The organism is Pseudomonas nitroreducens, assembly GCF_014204515.1.
Lineage (GTDB): Bacteria > Pseudomonadota > Gammaproteobacteria > Pseudomonadales > Pseudomonadaceae > Pseudomonas > Pseudomonas nitritireducens_A.
The window spans coordinates 1-18,034 of sequence record NZ_JACHLI010000007.1 but is presented as its reverse complement, the minus strand read 5'-3'; the positions used below and the strand labels follow the sequence as shown (position 1 = coordinate 18,034).

The 18,034-nt window shown below is 63.3% G+C and carries 4 protein-coding genes and 3 tRNA genes; 2 read left to right on the top strand and 5 right to left on the bottom strand.

What is annotated here, in order from left to right:
- Nucleotides 1-86: 86 nt before the first annotated feature.
- From HNP46_RS11065 to HNP46_RS11050, 4 genes are all read right to left on the bottom strand, one after another.
- Nucleotides 87-11,303, bottom strand: a complete 11,217-nt coding sequence (locus HNP46_RS11065) for an Ig-like domain-containing protein (protein WP_184588760.1) — start codon at nucleotides 11,301-11,303, stop codon at nucleotides 87-89.
- Nucleotides 11,304-11,726: 423 nt separating this feature from the next.
- A tRNA-Lys gene (locus HNP46_RS11060) sits at nucleotides 11,727-11,802 on the bottom strand.
- Between the two features lie 6 nt (nucleotides 11,803-11,808).
- A tRNA-Pro gene (locus HNP46_RS11055) sits at nucleotides 11,809-11,885 on the bottom strand.
- A gap of 9 nt (nucleotides 11,886-11,894) precedes the next feature.
- A tRNA-Asn gene (locus tag HNP46_RS11050) sits at nucleotides 11,895-11,970 on the bottom strand.
- A gap of 215 nt (nucleotides 11,971-12,185) precedes the next feature.
- Here HNP46_RS11050 and HNP46_RS11045 point away from each other — a divergent pair.
- On the top strand, nucleotides 12,186-14,480 hold the full coding sequence (locus HNP46_RS11045) for a DUF1631 domain-containing protein (protein WP_184588759.1): 2,295 nt from the start codon (nucleotides 12,186-12,188) through the stop codon (nucleotides 14,478-14,480).
- An 11-nt stretch (nucleotides 14,481-14,491) separates the two neighbouring features.
- On the top strand, nucleotides 14,492-14,845 hold the full coding sequence (locus tag HNP46_RS11040; RefSeq protein WP_184588758.1) for a PilZ domain-containing protein: 354 nt from the start codon (nucleotides 14,492-14,494) through the stop codon (nucleotides 14,843-14,845).
- Nucleotides 14,846-15,109: 264 nt separating this feature from the next.
- Here HNP46_RS11040 and clpB read toward each other — a convergent pair whose 3' ends face one another.
- The gene (clpB, locus tag HNP46_RS11035) at nucleotides 15,110-17,674 is read right to left on the bottom strand and encodes an ATP-dependent chaperone ClpB (RefSeq protein ID WP_184588752.1); all 2,565 of its coding nucleotides are present in this window, start codon (nucleotides 17,672-17,674) and stop codon (nucleotides 15,110-15,112) included.
- Nucleotides 17,675-18,034: the final 360 nt, after the last annotated feature.

The following is an 18,034-nucleotide window of genomic DNA, read 5'->3' as shown; positions in this document are numbered from 1 at the left end:
ACTCTCTCTGGCCTCACCCATGGGATGAGGCGGCGTTCTTCGGAGGGGGGAGGGGTTCGCACCCCGCCCCCCTTGCCGGGATTGGCTTAGATGATGGTGCTGGTGACGGCTTGCTTGATCAGGATTTCGGCATCCAGCTGGCCATAGGTGTACACGTTGTAGGTCGCGCCACCGATGTTGGCGGTACCGGCACTGGTCCAGGAGCCGAAGGTCGCACCGTGGTCATGCAAGGCATGCAGTTCGACCTTGTCGCCAGCATCACCATCGACCATGACCTGGACCTTGCCGTCCTTGCGGAACAGATCGGTTTCGCCCAGGTGCAGCACATCGTTCAGCGAGATCTTCAGGGTGTTATTCCCAGTTCCGGTGATGTCGAATTTCTCGATGCTGCTGATCTTCGCCGCGCCGCTGTCGCCGGTGAGCGAACGAAGATCCAGGACCTGGTTCGCGCCGGTGAGCTTGAGCGTGTCCACCCCGCTGCTACCGAAGATGTGCGCCGAGTCCTGGGCGAAGTACTCCACCGGATCGACCAGCATCGCCACGACATCGCTCTCCACCGTCACATGCGTGACCGAGGACGAAACGCTGGTGACGTGCGTACGAACCTGGTCACCGACGATTTCAATGCGACCGATATTGTTGCTGTCGCTTTCGTAGGTGAACGTGAGGATGTCGTAGGTCCCGACGCTGTTCTTCATCTCGACCGTGTCCAGCAACTTGCCGGTGGTGTCGAAGATTTTCAGCAGAGCCTTGTTGTCCTTGGTCGGAGTGGCTTCGACACCGGTGAGCGAGACTTCGACCTTGGAGCGTGCCGAGTCAAACGTCAGCACCGCGGACTTGCCTTCCTCGACAGCCATGGAGCCTGTCGCCGAGTTGGTCCAGGGTGCCCCGGAGATCGTCTTGCTCGCAGAGCCGGTGATGGTGAACCCACCCGCATCGCTGTGGTATCCCACCAGTGAGCCGCCGCCGGAGAAGGTGCTGGTGGTGAACGCCTGCGCCTTCCACTCGACATTCTTGGTCACGCTGCTTTCGCCAAAGTAGGTTTCCCAACTGTTGTCGATCAGCTTCTGCCCCGAAGGAGCGGTGGGTGCCAGCATGGTGGTGAAGTTGTCCAGCATCAGGCCGTTGGCATCCTGGAACACCTTCACCTGGCCGATATTGATACCTTGCGGCGCCGTGTAGGAGACCTGAACGTAGTTGAAGGTACCGCCACCGTTATTGGTGGTATTGCGGCTGAAGACCAGTACGCCATTGGTGTCGTACACCTCCATCTTCGAGTAGTTGCCGGGAATGCTCTTCTCGGTTTCCAGACCCCAGAGGTTGTAGGAGAACGACTGCACCGGCTGGTCGAAGGTGAAGATCGCCGCCGACTCATTGATCTTGCTCGAGCCGGTACCGATGTACAGGTACGGTCCGTCCAGGTTGTGGTCTTCGGCACTGCGTACGGAGACCGAGCCTTGCGAAGTCAGGGTGAAATGCCCTTCATCGCTGTGGAAGCCCGAACCCGAGGTGCTTTTGCCCACTTCATTGGTAAAGGTGTCGTTGAACCCCGGCCCGTGGTAGACCTGATTGAACTTGAGGGAGTCCAGGACAATGCCACCGCCGGCCTTGCCGTCGTTGCCGACGCCATCGCCATAAATCATCACCTTGCCGATATCCGTACCGACGGGAGCGGCGAAGTTATAAAGCTTCGAAGCCGCCGGCCCACCCGAACCGTCAGCCAGAACCTTCGTATCCGAGATGATGTTGCCCTTCGTGTCGAAGACCACTACTCGCGAGCCGCCCTGCTGGTTCTGCAGATCGCTGATGCAAATGGCGAAGTTCGCGACCGGCTGGGTGAAGCTGATCTCGGCGTAGTGGCTCTGATTCGACGAGCTGCCATCGTTTTTGATCTGCAAGCCCGCATTCGAGCTGCCCGTAGCATTCGCGTGGGCGAGCTTGGTGTTGGAGTTGATGGTGACGCCACCACCCTGGTAGATGGTCATGTTGTTCTGGGCGATGTCGATGTCCCGCTGCAGGTCATCGATGGCCAGGGTACTCCAGCCTTCGCCGAACAGTTCAACCACAGCACTCTGAGGGCTCACCTGGCCTTCGGTAGTCACGATCTGCGCGCTGACCGAGAAGTCCCATTGACCGCCCTGGGCCTTGGTCTGCTCGGCAGGGACCGCAACGGTCAGCTGGCCCGCGGAAATGTCAGCCTGCGTCAGTACCTGGTCGTAGGTCGTGTTGCCCCAGATGATGTGCAACGTATCGCCAGCCTTGGCATTGGTGCCATCCAGCGAAACGTCCATTTCATTGCCCTCGGCCGCCTGCACCGAGGTATAGATACCGTCGCTGCCAGGAATGCCGGTGATCGTCGGCGCACCGATAGCGTCAAGCAGTGTCACTTCCCGGCTGACCACACCGTTCTCGGCCACACCGTTCTCCACGATACGCGCCTGGATGATCCAGCTGGCATCATGGGAATCGGTATCCACCGCGACCCAGTCAAGACCGGACGCTGTCGCATCCTTCCAGGTGGCTCCGCCGTCGAAGGACACCTGGACCTTCTGAGCGGGCGTCAGCTCCTCCTGGAGCTTGCCGTACACCCCGCGTCCCGCCGAGCCATCGGCCGTCGCGAAGTTGCTGGCATGGGCCTGGTCCAGGCCGGTGTCCTTGCTCATGCTGGTGATCGAAACGTTGTTGACCCGCACTTCATAGGGGTGCACCGCCGTGATGCTGCCCGTATTGCCCGCCGCATCATGGGCAAGCAGGGTGGCATCGATGCTGTGGGCGGAGTGATCGACCAGCTTGCTGCCTGGAACGTCCACGCTCCACTTGCCGTCAGCCCCCACGGTGGCGCTGTAGGTAGTGCCGTCAAGCTTGAAGCTGACTTTGTCGCCCGCAGTGAACTCACCGATAACCGTGCCGCTGACGGTCACGTTGCCGGACGCCTCGGCAATGTTGACGGAGTTGTCGGCCGTGACGTCGTCGATGGTCAGCTGCGTTGAGTCCGCATCCGGGCCCGAGTAGTCGGTGACGATGCTGAACGGCTCGGACTTGGCGCTGGTGTTGCCGGCCTTGTCGGTGGCGGTGACTTCGAACTCGTGTTCGCCTTCACCGATCGGCGTGGTCGGGGTGTAGCTCCACTGGCCGTCCTTGTCGGCGGTGGTGCTGCCCAGCTTGGCGCCGTTGTCGTAGACGATCACGATGGAGCCCGCTTCGGCCTTGCCCGACAGGGTCGGGGTGGAGTCGTCGGTGACGCCGCCATTGGCAACCGGCCCCTGGATATTGCCCACGTCGTCGTAGACCTGCTCGATGCTCGGGCGGGTCGGCGCGGTGGTATCGACGCTGAAGTCGAATTTCGCCGGGGTACTGTCGTTACCGGCCTTGTCGGTGGCGATGGCTTGAATGCTGTGCGCACCTTCGGCCAGATCGGCGCTCGGCTTGAAGCTCCAGTTGCCTTTGGAGTCGGCGGTGACGCTGCCCAGTTCGACGTCGCCGTCGTAGAGCTTGATCAGGCTGCCGGCCTTGGAAGTGCCCTGGATTTCCGGGCGCTTGTCATCGGTGACGCCGCCGTTGGCGATGTCGCCGGTGATGCTGCCCACGCTGTCAATGACGTGGCTGATGCTGACGCCAACGCTGGTGGTGTCCGTATCCACGTGGAACGGATCGCTCTTGCCGCTGCTGTTGCCCGCCGGGTCCAGGACCTCGGTGGAGAAGGCGTGCGGGCCGTCTTCCAGTGCTTCGGTCGGGATGAACTCCCACTTGCCGTCGGGGCCGACCTCGACTTCGCCGATCTTCTTGTCATTGTCGTAGATGATGACCTTGGCTCCCGGCTCGGCGTCGCCGCTGAAGGTCGGGCGGTTGTCATCGGTGGTATCGCCATCGTGCAGCGGGCCGGTGACATCGCCGACGTTGTCGGTGATGACCAGGTCGGTCACGTTGGCCGGAGCACTGGTGTCGACGCTGAAGTCCCACTTGCCGGTGGGGTCGCTGACCACGCCGACGCTGTTGGTGGCGGTTGCATGGATTTCATGCTTGCCGTCGGCCAGTTCGCTGGTGGTGATGCTCCAGTTGCCTTTGCTGTCGGCGGTGGTGCTGCCGATCAGGGCGCCGTTGGCGTCGTACAGGCGCACGACGCTGCCGGCCTGGGCAGTGCCCGCCACGGTCGGGGTGTTGTCGTCGGTGACATCGCCCTTCTGCAGGAAGCCCTGGTACGGGCCGACGTCGTCATAGACGCTGACGATGACCGGGGACTGGGGCGCGCTCTGGTCGAGGGTGATGCTGTATTTCTCGGTCGGCGCAGTGACGTTGCCGGCGGCGTCGGACTCTACCGCGGTCAGTTCGTTGAGACCCGAGATCAGCGGCAGTTCCGGCTTGAGCGACCAGTTGCCGTCGGCATCGACGATGGCGGTGCCGATCTTGTGGTTACCTGTGCTGTCCTTGCTGTAGACGGTGATCAGGTCGCCGGCGCTGCCGGTGCCGCTGATGACCGGACGTGCATCGTCGGTGGTGCCGCCGTTGGCGATATTGCCGGTGACGGTGCCAACGCTGTCTTCCACGCCGGTGATGGCCAGCTTGCTGGCATCCGGAGCGGTGTAGTCGGTGACGATGTTGAACGGCTCGGACTTGGCGCTGGTGTTGCCGGCCTTGTCGGTGGCGGTGACTTCGAACTCGTGTTCGCCTTCACCGATCGGCGTGGTCGGGGTGTAGCTCCACTGGCCGTCCTTGTCGGCAGTGGTGCTGCCCAGCTTGGCGCCGTTGTCGTAGACGATCACGATGGAGCCCGCTTCGGCCTTGCCCGACAGGGTCGGGGTGGAGTCGTCGGTGACGCCGCCATTGGCAACCGGACCCTGGATATTGCCCACGTCGTCGTAGACCTGCTCGATGCTCGGGCGGGTCGGCGCAGTGGTGTCGACGCTGAAGTCGAAGCTGGCCGGACCAACGCTGTTGCCGCTCTTCTCGACCGCGCTGGCCTTGATGCTGTGTGCGCCTTCGGCAAGGTCGCTGGAGGGGGTGAAGCTCCACTGCCCCTTGGTGTCGGCAGTCGTGCTACCCAGGACAGTAGCGCCATCCTTGAGCGTGACGATGCTGCCAGCCTTGGCTGTGCCCTGGATCTCCGGACGCTTGTCATCGGTGACGCCGCCATTGGCGATGTCACCGGTGATGCTGCCGGTGCGATCGATGACGTGGGTGATGCTGATGCCGACCTTGGCGGTATCGACGATCACAGCCAGCTTGTCGCCCTGGCCACTGCTGTTGCCCGCCTTGTCCAGCACCTCGGTGGTGAATTGGTGATCGCCATCGGCCAACGGCCTGACCGGAGAGAATTCCCATTTACCGTCGGCATCGACATCGACGCTGCCCAGTTTTACGCCATTGTCATAGATGATGACTTTGCCGTTGGGCTCAGCTTCACCGCTGAACAACGGACGGTTGTCATCGGTGGTATCGCCTTCATGCAGCGGGCCGGTGACATCGCCGACGTTGTCGGTGACGACCAAGTTGCTGACGTTGGACGGTTTGCCGGTATCAACACTGAAGTCCCACTTGCCGGTGGGGTCGCTGACCACGCCAACGCTGTTGGTGGCGGTGGCATGGATTTCATGCTTGCCGTCGGCCAGTTCGCTGGTGGTGATGCTCCAGTTGCCTTTGCTGTCGGCGGTGGTGCTGCCGATCAGGGCGCCGTTGGTGTCGTACAGGCGCACGACGCTGCCGGCCTGGGCAGTGCCCGCCACGGTCGGGGTGTTGTCGTCGGTGACATCGCCCTTCTGCAGGAAGCCCTGGTACGGGCCGACGTCGTCATAGACGCTGACGATGACCGGGGACTGGGGCGCGCTCTGGTCGAGGGTGATGCTGTATTTCTCGGTCGGCGCAGTGACGTTGCCGGCGGCGTCGGACTCTACCGCGGTCAGTTCGTTGAGACCCGAGATCAGCGGCAGTTCCGGCTTGAGCGACCAGTTGCCGTCGGCATCGACGATGGCGGTGCCGATCTTGTGGTTACCGGTGCTGTCCTTGCTGTAGACGGTGATCAGGTCGCCGGCGCTGCCGGTGCCGCTGATGACCGGACGTGCATCGTCGGTGGTGCCGCCGTTGGCGATATTGCCGGTGACGGTGCCAACGCTGTCTTCCACGCCGGTGATGGCCAGCTTGCTGGCATCCGGAGCGGTGTAGTCGGTGACGATGTTGAACGGCTCGGACTTGGCGCTGGTGTTGCCAGCCTTGTCGGTGGCGGTGACTTCGAACTCGTGTTCGCCTTCACCGATCGGCGTGGTCGGGGTGTAGCTCCACTGGCCGTCCTTGTCGGCGGTGGTGCTGCCCAGCTTGGCGCCGTTGTCGTAGACGATCACGATGGAGCCCGCTTCGGCCTTGCCCGACAGGGTCGGGGTGGAGTCGTCGGTGACGCCGCCATTGGCGACCGGCCCCTGGATATTGCCCACGTCGTCGTAGACCTGCTCGATGCTCGGGCGGGTCGGTGCGGTGGTGTCGACGCTGAAGGCAAATCGGGACGGGTCGCTGACCACGCCTGCCTTGTCGGTGGCAATGGCGGTGATGGTGTGTGCGCCTTCGGCCAGGTCCTTGGTCGGAGCAAAGCTCCAGTTGCCCTTGGCATCGGCGGTGACGCTGCCCAGGACGACGCTGCCGTCATAGAGTTTGACGAGGCTGCCAGCCTTGGCTGTGCCCTGGATTTCCGGGCGCTTGTCATCGGTCACGCCATTGAGTGCGATATCGCCAGTGATACTGCCGATGGCATCGATCACCCGGGTGATGCTGACGCCAACAGCGCTGGTGTCCGTGTCCAGATGGAACGGCTCGCTCTTGCCACTGCTGTTGCCCGCCGGGTCCAGCACTTCGGTGGAAATGGCGTGCGCGCCATCATCCATCGCGGCGGTCGGGGTGAACTCCCATTTGCCGTCAGGGCCGACCTCGACTTCGCCGATCTTCTGGTCATTGTCGTAGATGATGACCTTGGCTCCCGGCTCGGCGTCGCCGCTGAAGGTCGGGCGGTTGTCATCCGTGGTGTCGCCATCGAACAACTGGCCGGTCTTGGGGCCGACGTCGTCGATCACAACCAGGTTGGATACGTTGGACGGTGCGCCGGTATCGACGATGAAGTCCCATTTGCCGGTGGGCTGACTGACCACGCCAACGTCGCTGGTGGCGGTGGCATAGACTTCATGCTTGCCGTCGGCCAGGGCTGCGATCGGGGTGATACTCCAGTTGCCGTCGGCGTCGGCGGTGGCGCTGCCGATCAGGACATTGGCGTTGTCGTAGAGCTTGACCAGGCTGCCGGCCTGGGCAGTGCCGTTGATGGTCGGCTGGCTGTCATCGGTGACATCACCTTTCTGCAGGAAACCCTGATACGGACCCACATCGTCGTACACGTTGACGATGACCGGTACGTCCGGCTCGTTGGTGTCGAGAGTGATGCTGTAAGGCGCGCTCGGTGCAGTCGCGTTACCGACCGCGTCGGTCTCCACCGCGGTCAGCTCGTTCAGCCCGAGGATCAGTGGCAGTTCCGGTGTCAGCGACCACTTTCCATCGGCGTCGACAATGGCGGTGCCGATCTTGTGGTTACCGGTGCTGTCCTTGCTGTAGACGGTGATCAGGTCGCCGGCGCTGCCGGTGCCGCTGATGACCGGACGTGCATCGTCGGTGGTGCCGCCGTTGGCAATATTGCCGGTGACGTCGCCAACGCTGTCTTCCACGCCGGTGATGGCCAGCTTGCTGGCATCCGGAGCGGTGTAGTCGGTGACGATGTTGAACGGCTCGGACTTGGCGCTGGTGTTGCCGGCCTTGTCGGTGGCGGTGACTTCGAAGCGGTGTTCGCCTTCGCTGATCGGCGTGGTCGGGGTGTAGGTCCACTCGCCGTCCTTGTCGGCGGTGGTGCTGCCCAGCTTCTCGCCATTGTCATAGACGGTGACGATGGAGCCCGCTTCGGCCTTGCCGGACAGGGTCGGCGTCGGATCGTCGGTCATTCCGCCGTTCTGCACCAGGCCCTGAATGGCGCCCACATCGTCGAGAACCTGCTCGATGCTGGGCCTGTTCGGCGCCGTGATGTCGATGCTGAAATCGAACTTCGCCGATTCGCTGGTGTTACCCGCCTTGTCGGTGGCCTGGGCAGTGATGCTGTGCGCACCTTCGGCCAGGTCCTGGGACGGGGTGAAGCTCCAGTTGCCGCGGCTGTCGACGGTGGTGCTGCCCAGCTCTACCTTGCCGTCGTAGAGCTTGACGAGGCTGCCGGCCTTGCCGGTGCCCTGGATCTCCGGTCGCTGGTCATCGGTCACACCGTTGGGTGCAATGTTGCCGGTGATGCTACCCACGTCATCGATCAGACGAACGATGGCCACTTCGACGGCAGTTGTGTCCGTGACCACATGGAACGGATCGCTCTTGCCGCTGCTGTTGCCCGCCGGGTCCAGCACCTCGGTGGAGATAGCGTGCGGACCATCCTCCAGCGACTCGCCGGGGATGAACTCCCACTTGCCATCGGGGCCGACCTCGACTTCACCGATCTTCTCGTCATTGTCGTAGATGATGACCTTGGCTCCCGGCTCGGCGTCACCGCTGAAGGTGGGACGGTTGTCATCGGTGGTATCGCCTTCATGCAGCGGGCCGGTGACATCGCCGACGTTGTCGGTGATGACCAGGTCGGTCACGTTGGCCGGAGCACTGGTATCGACGCTGAAGTCCCACTTGCCGGTGGGGTCGCTGACCACGCCGATGCTGTTGGTGGCGGTGGCATGGATTTCATGCTTGCCGTCGGCCAGTTCGCTGGTGGTGATGCTCCAGTTGCCTTTGCTGTCAGCGGTGGTGCTGCCGATCAGGGCGCCGTTGGTGTCGTACAGGCGCACGACGCTGCCGGCCTGGGCAGTGCCCGCCACGGTCGGGGTGTTGTCGTCGGTGACATCGCCCTTCTGCAGGAAGCCCTGATAGGCGCCCACATCGTCGTATACGCTCTCGATGGTCGGAGCGGACGGTTTGCCCATGTCCAGGGTGATGGCGTAAGGCTGGCTGATAGCCTCGTTGCCCGCCGCATCGAACTCATGCGCGGTCAATTCGTTCAGACCAGAAACCAGCGGCAGCTCCGGGGTCAGCGACCAGGTGCCGTCTGCTGCAACGGTGGTGCTGCCGATCGGATGATCACCGGTACTGTCCTTGGCATACACCACGATAGTGTCGCCAGCAGTACCGGTACCGCTGATGGTCGGGTGTGCATCGTCGGTGCTGCCACCCTTCTCGATATTACCGGTCACCAGGCCGATATCATCGAGCACGCCGGTAATCGCCAGCTTGCTGGCGTCCGGAGCGGTGGTATCGATCTCCACGTGAATGAGAGTCGCCTTGCTTTCGTTACCGGCAGCGTCAGTCGCCGTGATGACGATGTCGTTGCCACCTTCGCTCAGCTCTTGGCTCGGGGTTACAGTCCAGTCGCCGTTGGCATCGGCTTTGGTGTGAACCTCTTCGCCCGAGGGGAAGATCACCTTGACGTCGGCGCCCGGTTCGGTCCTGCCATCAATGGTCGGGCGCGTGTCGCTGGTGATGCCATCGCCCTTGATGCCGGTGTCGGACGCCGGATCCAGCCAGGCCTGCGGAGCTTCCGGAGCCAGGGTGTCGATTACCACGGAAATGACCAGCGGCTCGCTGCTGTTGCCGGCAGGATCGGTGGCGACGATGATGATGTCGTTGTTGCCCTCGGGCAGATCCTGGGTCGGCTTCGCCGACCAGTCGCCGTTCTCGTCAGCCTGGGCAATTACGCTTTCGCCGCCAGGGAAGACAATGGTGATCTGGGCGCCCGGCTCGGTATTGCCCTCGATGGTCGGCCGGGTATCACTGGTGATGCCGTCGCCCTTGATGCCGGTATCGGATTCCGCGGCCAGATGCGCTTCGGGCTCCGCCGGAGCATCGGTGTCGATAACGACGCGGATGACGACCGGCTCGCTCTGGTTGCCCGCCGGGTCGGTGGCGATCACCGTAATATCGTTATTGCCTTCGGGCAGCGGCAGAGTCGGAGTGATCTCCCAATCGCCGTTCTCGTCAGCCCTGACGTGGATCTCTTCGCCGGTGGACGGGATGGTGACGCTGATGTCGGCACCCGGCTCGGTATTGCCGCTGATGGTGGGCTGGGTTTCACTGGTGATCCCGTCACCCTTGATGCCGGTGTCGGAATCCGGGTCCAGCCCGGCCTTCGGCGCTTCCGGAGCGGTGATGTCGATGATCACCGGAACAATGATCTCGGTCTGGTTGCCGGCAGGATCCTGCGCGATCACCTTGATCTCGTTCTCGCCCTCGGGCAGCGGCTGGGTCGGCTTCGGAGCCACCCACTCGCCATTGTCGTCGACCTTGGCAATCACCGTCTCGCCAGACGGGAAGATGATGATGATGGTATCGCCCGGCTCGCCACCACCGTGGATGGTCGGCGTATCGTCTTTGCTGTAGGTATGACCGTTGTCGGTCCTGGAACCTTCGATTTCCGCGGTTGGCTCGGCAGGTGCGCCGGTATCGACGACAATATCCACGACCGGCAGGTGGGCGCTGGGCTTCTGCCCCGGTACCTGCTGCGTGATATCGATCTGGTGGGCGCCATCGGCAAGTGCCGGGTAGAACGACCAGGTGCCGTCCGCCGCTACCGTGGTCGAGCCAATTTCCTGGCCATTGTCGAACACACGGATGATCGCGCCAGGAATGCCGACACCGCAGATTTCCGGATGCGAGTCGTCGGTGATATCACCGTTGTGCAGTTCGCCCTGGATCGGCCCGACATGGTCGATTGCCTTGACGTCCGTCGGAACGCCGCTGGTCTTCTTCTTATCATCCTGCTGCTGGTTGTGATGGATGATCGCTGCCGTTGCCACGCCTGCAACCACGCCCGCCAGGGCCAGCATCGGCCACAGCAGGAAGCCCGCTGCATCGTCGGTCTCACCCGACAGTACCGGCATCGGCCCAAGGCCCGCGCCACCCAGGGCGATCGGTGCACTCTCGCCGTCCGCCAGCAGCAACTGACCGTAGAATCCTTCGCCGTCCGTGCGCACGTACGCGTAGAGCTGACCGTTCTCAGCAACGCCATAGAGCTGCTGCTCCATGCCGTCGGCATAGAAATTCTCGAGGGTCAGATCAGCCTTGTCGCTGCCTTCGAAGGAGATCAACAGATCCTTGCCGACGCGCTTGACCGTCACGTTCTCCGGCGCGATGTCACCATTCTCGACCTGGAGCAGGTACTTGGTGCCCGCCTTGGCCTTGACCTTGCCGCCGGTCTTGACCGCCACCTTCATGGCTGCGTTCTGAGTGACGGCGATGAGGCCGATATTTTCGATTGCCATTTAAGCCCACCTCGGGAGGGATACAGAATTTTCGAGGGGGGGAGCTTAATCAGCAGGGGCAATGGGGGAGATCAGAACACTCTGACCGTCAGGCCGAGTTATCTGAACACCTGCGTGGAAGGTGAAAGAAATCGACCACAATCAGAAAGGGATTCTTCCGACGAGAAATCTCTTCAAGCATCAGAAAGCATCCAGGAATGTGAAGAACCAATCCTTCACCCAGAATCCTGATCCTTAGAACGAAAGCCACTGAAGTCGATGTCGGACTCCAACCATCCAGGCGGAATCAGCGCACTTCCGGCGTCATGCAACGAGAAAATCCCTGAAGGAAAACAAAAAAGCCCGCCTTTTCAGGCGGGCTTCTCAGCGAAGGGAGTGCTGGACTCCGCTTCGAGTGCCTGCTTTGCACAGGCACCTTTAATATGGTGGGTCGTGTAGGATTCGAACCTACGACCAATTGGTTAAAAGCCAACTGCTCTACCGACTGAGCTAACGACCCAAATGTTGGTCGGGGTAGGGGGATTCGAACTCCCGACATCTTGCTCCCAAAGCAAGCGCGCTACCGGACTGCGCTATACCCCGTTTGAAAGTTGGCTCCGCGACCTGGACTCGAACCAGGGACCCAATGATTAACAGTCATTTGCTCTACCGACTGAGCTATCGCGGAACTTAGAACCTTCAATCTCCTCCACTTCGCTTCCGGCTTCACCGGAATCCCGTATCAGAGGCGCGCCATTTTACGTATATCGAAACGCCTGTCAACACTCTGATCCAAAAAGTTTTTCTGTGCTTTGCAGGGAGCCGGACTGGTTGCTATATCTGCATGGAAAAACACGAGTGATCCCCGCGGGCGTACACGCCACGATCACGCACAGGATGGCCATGAGCAGCAAGGACACCCCTCCCCCCTCCCCCATCGCCAGCCGCATGATCCAGCCCCGCTTCGGCGAACTGGTCCAGGGCTGCCGCCAGCTGGCGATGAATCGGCTCGCCGAACTGCTGGGCAATGTCTTCGCCCAGGTGGACGACACTCTTTTCGAATGCGCGGAGAAAGCCGAGAACAACCAGGTCCAGGCGCTGTTCTTCGACAGCATGCGGGAAATCCGCCGCGAGCGGCCGAACCTGGAGCGTTACTACCACCAGCGCATCGCCCAGGGCCTGAATGACTTCCTGGAAGGCAAGCTGCCGCTCGCCGAGCCGCTGGAGGAGCTGGACGTGGACCAGCTGACCCTGGTCGGCAACGAGGAATACGAGGAGACGCTGCTGGTCACCAACATGGTGAATCAGGTCCGCGCACACTGCGCACAACTGCTGTTCGCCCTCGACCAGCGCCTGGCGCTGCTCAACAACGGCAGCAAGCTGGGCGAGGAGCGCAATCCGTTCGGTCCCCAGGCCATCGCCCAGGCATTCCGCGACACCCTGGCGCGCAGTGACTTCCCGCTGCGGATCAAGACCATCCTTTATGTGCTGTTCGATCAGCAGGTCATGCAGCACCTGCAGCCTTTATATGAACAGTTGAACCAGCGCCTGGCCGAGGGCGGCATCCTGCCGAACCTGAAGTACCGCCCCCAGGGGCAACGCCCCGCCCCGCCGCCTCGTCCCGCGGCGGCGGAAAAGCCGACCGGCGGCATGCCAAGCCCGCCACCGCTGCAGCCCTACTACAACGTCGGCGAACTGCCGGAGACGCCCCCGGCCGACCGCAACGCCCTGTTCGGCGGCCTCGCCGTGCTGCTCGCCGAGCACCGCCGGCGCGGCGACAAGGCGACCCTGTTCGGCAACAGCCAGAGCATCGTCAGCTTTGGCCCGGCCACCGCCACCACGACCTACAGCGCCAACGAGCTGCTGGAAGCCTTGAACCGCCTGCAACGCGAGTCTGCCCAGGAAATGGCCCAGCGCCTGCGCCAGCCGCAACCGGTGCAGGCGCTCAAAGCCGACCTGCAGCGCCAGCTGGAAGCCAAGGCCGCACAGCCGGGCAACACCCGCCTGACCGAGCAGGAAGCCGACGTGATCGACCTGGTCGGCATGGTCTTCGACTTCATCCTCGACGACGAGAACCTGCCCGACAGCTGCAAGGCCACGCTTTCCCACCTGCACACGCCGTTCCTCAAGGTCGCGCTGCTGGACAAGCAGCTGTTCACCCAGCACCACCATCCGGCGCGCAAGCTGCTCAACGCCATGGCCCAGGCCGGCGTGCTGTACGGCGGCGAGGGCGAGGAGCGCAACCTGCTGGCGAAGATGCACTGGATAGTCGAACGGGTGATCCAGGACTTCGCCGGCGATTTCGGCCTGTTCGACACCCTGCTGGGCGAGTTCAACGAGTACGTCGGCAACCTGCGGCAGAAGGTCGAGCTGCGCGAACGCCGCGCCATGGAGGCGGCGCGCGGGCGCGACCGCCTGCTGGCGGCCCGCGAGCAGGCGCTGGAGGCGATCGGCAAGGTCACCCGCGAGCGCGAGCTGCCCGAGCTGGTGCGTAACTTCCTCGACATGAGCTGGTGCGATGCTCTGACCTTCATCGTTCTGCGCAGCGGCGAACACAGCGACGAATGGAAGCGTGCCTGCGAAGTGGCCGAACAACTGGCCTGGAGCGTCACGCCGCTGGACGAGGAAGGCCGCCTGCACCTGCGCGACCTGCGCGTCGGTCTGCTGGACGACCTGCGCAAGGGCCTGGAGGTGCTGGGCGGCTACCACGAAGACGGTATCCGCCGGCTGCTGCAGGACCTGGTGGCCTGCCAGCACGCGATCCAGGCCAAGCAGCCGCAGATCGCCGCCCAGCTCAAGCAGGAACTGCCGGAAAGCCCGCTGGGCGCCATGCTCGGCGCCGAGGGCCATACCCTGGCCAAGCCCGGCGGCGAGGCGCTGTCCGAACGGGTGCGAGTGTTGATGAAGGAACTCAGCCACCTGGAGTTCGGCACCTGGTTCGAGTTCAGCGACACCACCCCGGCGCGGCGCCTCAAGCTGTCGTGGTTCAGCCCGACCACCCGCAACTACATGTTCGTCGACCACACCGGGCAGCGGGTGGCGGTCAAACCCATAGTGCAGTTGGCCCAGGAAATGGAAGCCGGCAAGGTCCGCCTGGTGCCGACGGAGCACTCCGCCCCGCTGATGGACCGTGCCCTGAGCGCGATCTACCGGGTCCTGCAACGCTTTACCTCCGGGCGCAGCCCGGCTCAGAACTGAAGGAGCAGTCGATGTCAGAACGTCGCCAGCACAGCCGGCAGCAGACCGGGCTGACCGTGGAAGTCTTCGACCGCCATTCCGGGCGCAGCCTGGGCCGGCTCGCCGACCTGTCCGCCGAGGGCTTCATGCTCTGCGGCGCGGACGTGCCGGAAGCCGACTCGGTGTGGGATTGCCAGTTGGTGCCGGCCCCGCCGCTGGACGAGATCGGCGTGATCCAGCTGGGCGCGGACTGCCTGTGGAGCCGCGCGGGCCTGGACGGCCAGCTGGGCTGGGCGGGCTTCCACATCATCGATATTGCCGAGGACCAGGCCGAGCTGATCGAGCAACTGTTGGGCCTGCTGGGCGGTGCACGCGAGACCGACTGAGCATCGGCTCCTACCAGGAGATTCCGCCGCTGACCACCCTGTGCAGAAGCGGACTCCGTCCGCGATGGCATCCGCCGCGATTCCGACTTATCGCGGACCAAGCCCGCTCCTGTGCGTCGTGATCCGGCCGGTGAGCCAGCCTGTAGGAGCGAGCTTGCTCGCGAACCCGTGCCCCGCAGCAGAGTCTGTTCGCGAGCAAGCTCGCTCCTACAAAAGCCCCATGAAAAAGCCCGCCGATTGGCGGGCTTTTTCTTAGGCCTCGGCTCAGGAGAAGACGATCTCGTCGTTCTCCACCCGGGCATGGATCTGCTGACCGGGGAGGAACTTGCCGGCGAGGATCAGTTGCGCCAGCGGGTTCTCGATCCAGCGCTGGATCGCACGCTTGAGCGGGCGAGCGCCATACACCGGGTCGAAACCGACCGCGATCAGCTTGTCCATGGCCTCGTCGCTCAGCTCCAGGCCCAGCTCGCGCTCGGCCAGCCGCTTGCGCAGGCGGCTCATCTGGATCTGGGCGATACCAGCGATCTGCTCACGGGCCAGCGGCTCGAAGACCACCACCTCATCGATCCGGTTGATGAATTCCGGACGGAAGTGGCTATTCACCGCATCCATGACTGCAGCCCGCTGGGCCTCGCGATCCCCCACCAGCTCCTGGATCTGCGCCGAGCCCAGGTTGGAGGTCATCACCACCACGGTATTGCGGAAGTCCACGGTCCGCCCGTGACTGTCGGTCAGGCGGCCATCTTCCAGCACCTGCAGCAGCACGTTGAAGACGTCCGGGTGAGCCTTCTCCACCTCGTCCAGCAGCACCACGGAGTAAGGCTTGCGACGAACGGCTTCGGTCAGGTAGCCGCCCTCTTCATAACCGACGTAGCCCGGCGGTGCGCCGATCAGGCGAGCCACGGAGTGCTTCTCCATGAACTCGGACATATCGATGCGCACCAGCGCTTCCTCGGTATCGAAGAGGAACTCGGCCAGCGCCTTGCACAGCTCGGTCTTGCCCACCCCGGTCGGGCCGAGGAAGAGGAACGAGCCGCTGGGCCGGTTCGGGTCCGCCAGGCCGGCGCGGGAACGCCGCACGGCGTTGGAAACCGCCACCACCGCTTCGTTCTGGCCGATGACGCGCCGGTGCAGCTCGTCTTCCATGCGCAGCAGCTTCTCGCGCTCGCCTTCGAGCATCTTCGACACCGGGATGCCGGTCCACTTGGCGACCACTTCGGCGATTTCCTCGTCGGTCACCTTGTTGCGCAGCAGCTGTTTCTCGGTCTGGCCGTGCTGGTCGACCATCTGCAGGCTGCGCTCCAGGTCCGGAATGGTCTGGTACTGGATGCGCGCCATGGTTTCCAGGTCGCCCTTGCGCCGCGCGGTTTCCATTTCCTGCTTGGCCTGCTCGATCTTCTGCTGGATCTGTGCGGAACCCTGGACCTCGGCTTTCTCCGATTTCCAGATTTCCTCGAGATCGGCGTACTCGCGTTCGAGCTTGGCGATGTCTTCCTCAAGCTTGGCGAGGCGTTTCTTGGTGGCCTCGTCGTCTTCCTTCTTCAGCGCCTCGCGCTCGATCTTCAGCTGGATCAGGCGGCGCTCCAGGCGATCCAGCGCCTCCGGCTTGGAGTCGATCTCCATGCGGATGCGGCTGGCGGCCTCGTCGATCAGGTCGATGGCCTTGTCCGGCAGCTGGCGGTCGGTGATGTAGCGGTGGCTGAGCTTGGCCGCGGCGATGATCGCGCCATCGGTGATGGTCACGCCGTGGTGCACTTCGTAGCGCTCTTTCAGGCCACGCAGGATAGCGATGGTGTCTTCCTCGCTCGGCTCATCCACCAGGACTTTCTGGAAGCGGCGCTCCAGGGCGGCGTCCTTCTCGATGTACTGGCGGTATTCGTCCAGGGTGGTGGCGCCCACGCAGTGCAGCTCGCCACGGGCAAGGGCCGGCTTGAGCATGTTGCCGGCATCCATGGCGCCCTCGGCCTTGCCGGCGCCGACCATGGTGTGCAGTTCGTCGATGAACAGGATGACGCGGCCTTCCTGCTTGGACAGCTCGTTGAGCACGGCTTTCAGGCGCTCCTCGAACTCACCGCGGAACTTGGCGCCAGCGATCAGCGCGCCCATGTCCAGCGCCAGCAGGCGCTTGTCCTTCAGGCCGTCGGGCACTTCGCCGTTGACGATGCGCTGGGCCAGGCCTTCGACGATGGCGGTCTTGCCGACGCCGGGCTCACCGATCAGCACGGGGTTGTTCTTGGTACGGCGCTGCAGGACCTGGATGGTGCGGCGGATTTCATCGTCACGGCCGATCACCGGGTCGAGCTTGCCGTCCTCGGCGCGCTTGGTCATGTCGACGGTGTACTTGTCCAGCGCCTGGCGCGATTCCTCGGCGTTAGGGTCATTCACCGCCTCGCCGCCGCGCAGGTTGGCCACGGCGTTTTCCAGGGCCTTCTTGGACACGCCCTGGCTGGTCAGCAGCTTGCCGAGCTTGGTGCTGTCGTCCATGGCGGCGAGCAGCACGAGTTCGCTGGAGATGAACTGGTCGCCCTTCTGCTGGGCCAGGCGGTCGGCCTGGTTGAGCAGGCGCGCCAGGTCCTGCGACAGGTTCACGTCGCCGGTGGGGTTCTGGATCTTCGGCAGCGTGTCCATCTCTTTATTCAGAGAGGTACGCAGCGCCGGGATATCGAAGCCGACCTGCATCAGCAGGGGCTTGATGGAGCCGCCCTGCTGGTCGATCAGGGCGGACAGCAGGTGCACCGGCTCGATGGCCGGGTGGTCATGTCCGACGGCCAGGGACTGGGCATCGGAGAGTGCAAGCTGGAGCTTGCTGGTCAAACGGTCGATTCGCATGAGGGTCGTCCTTCCTTTCTATGGCGGGCCGGAGCGATGAGTGCCCCTGGTCACGACTAACCCGCCGGGATGCCAGATAGATAAGGACGATTTTGGCCGGTTCAAGCCATTTGGCCATGACACCCGTCAGATGATGCTGTTGAGAGCCGCGCAGGAGCGGACTCTGTCCGCGTTCGATAAGCCACTATTCCGAGCTGCCGGTAACACATCGCGGACGGAGTCCGCTTGTGTCTGCCTTTCCCGATACGATCGGAGGTGAGAGCGGCGCAAGGCAAGCTGCAGGTCCGCAGTGTTCGAGCACGAGTAGGAGCCCAAGCTGCCTTGCGCCGTCCTCTGACCAAAGCCCGAACAGTTGAACGA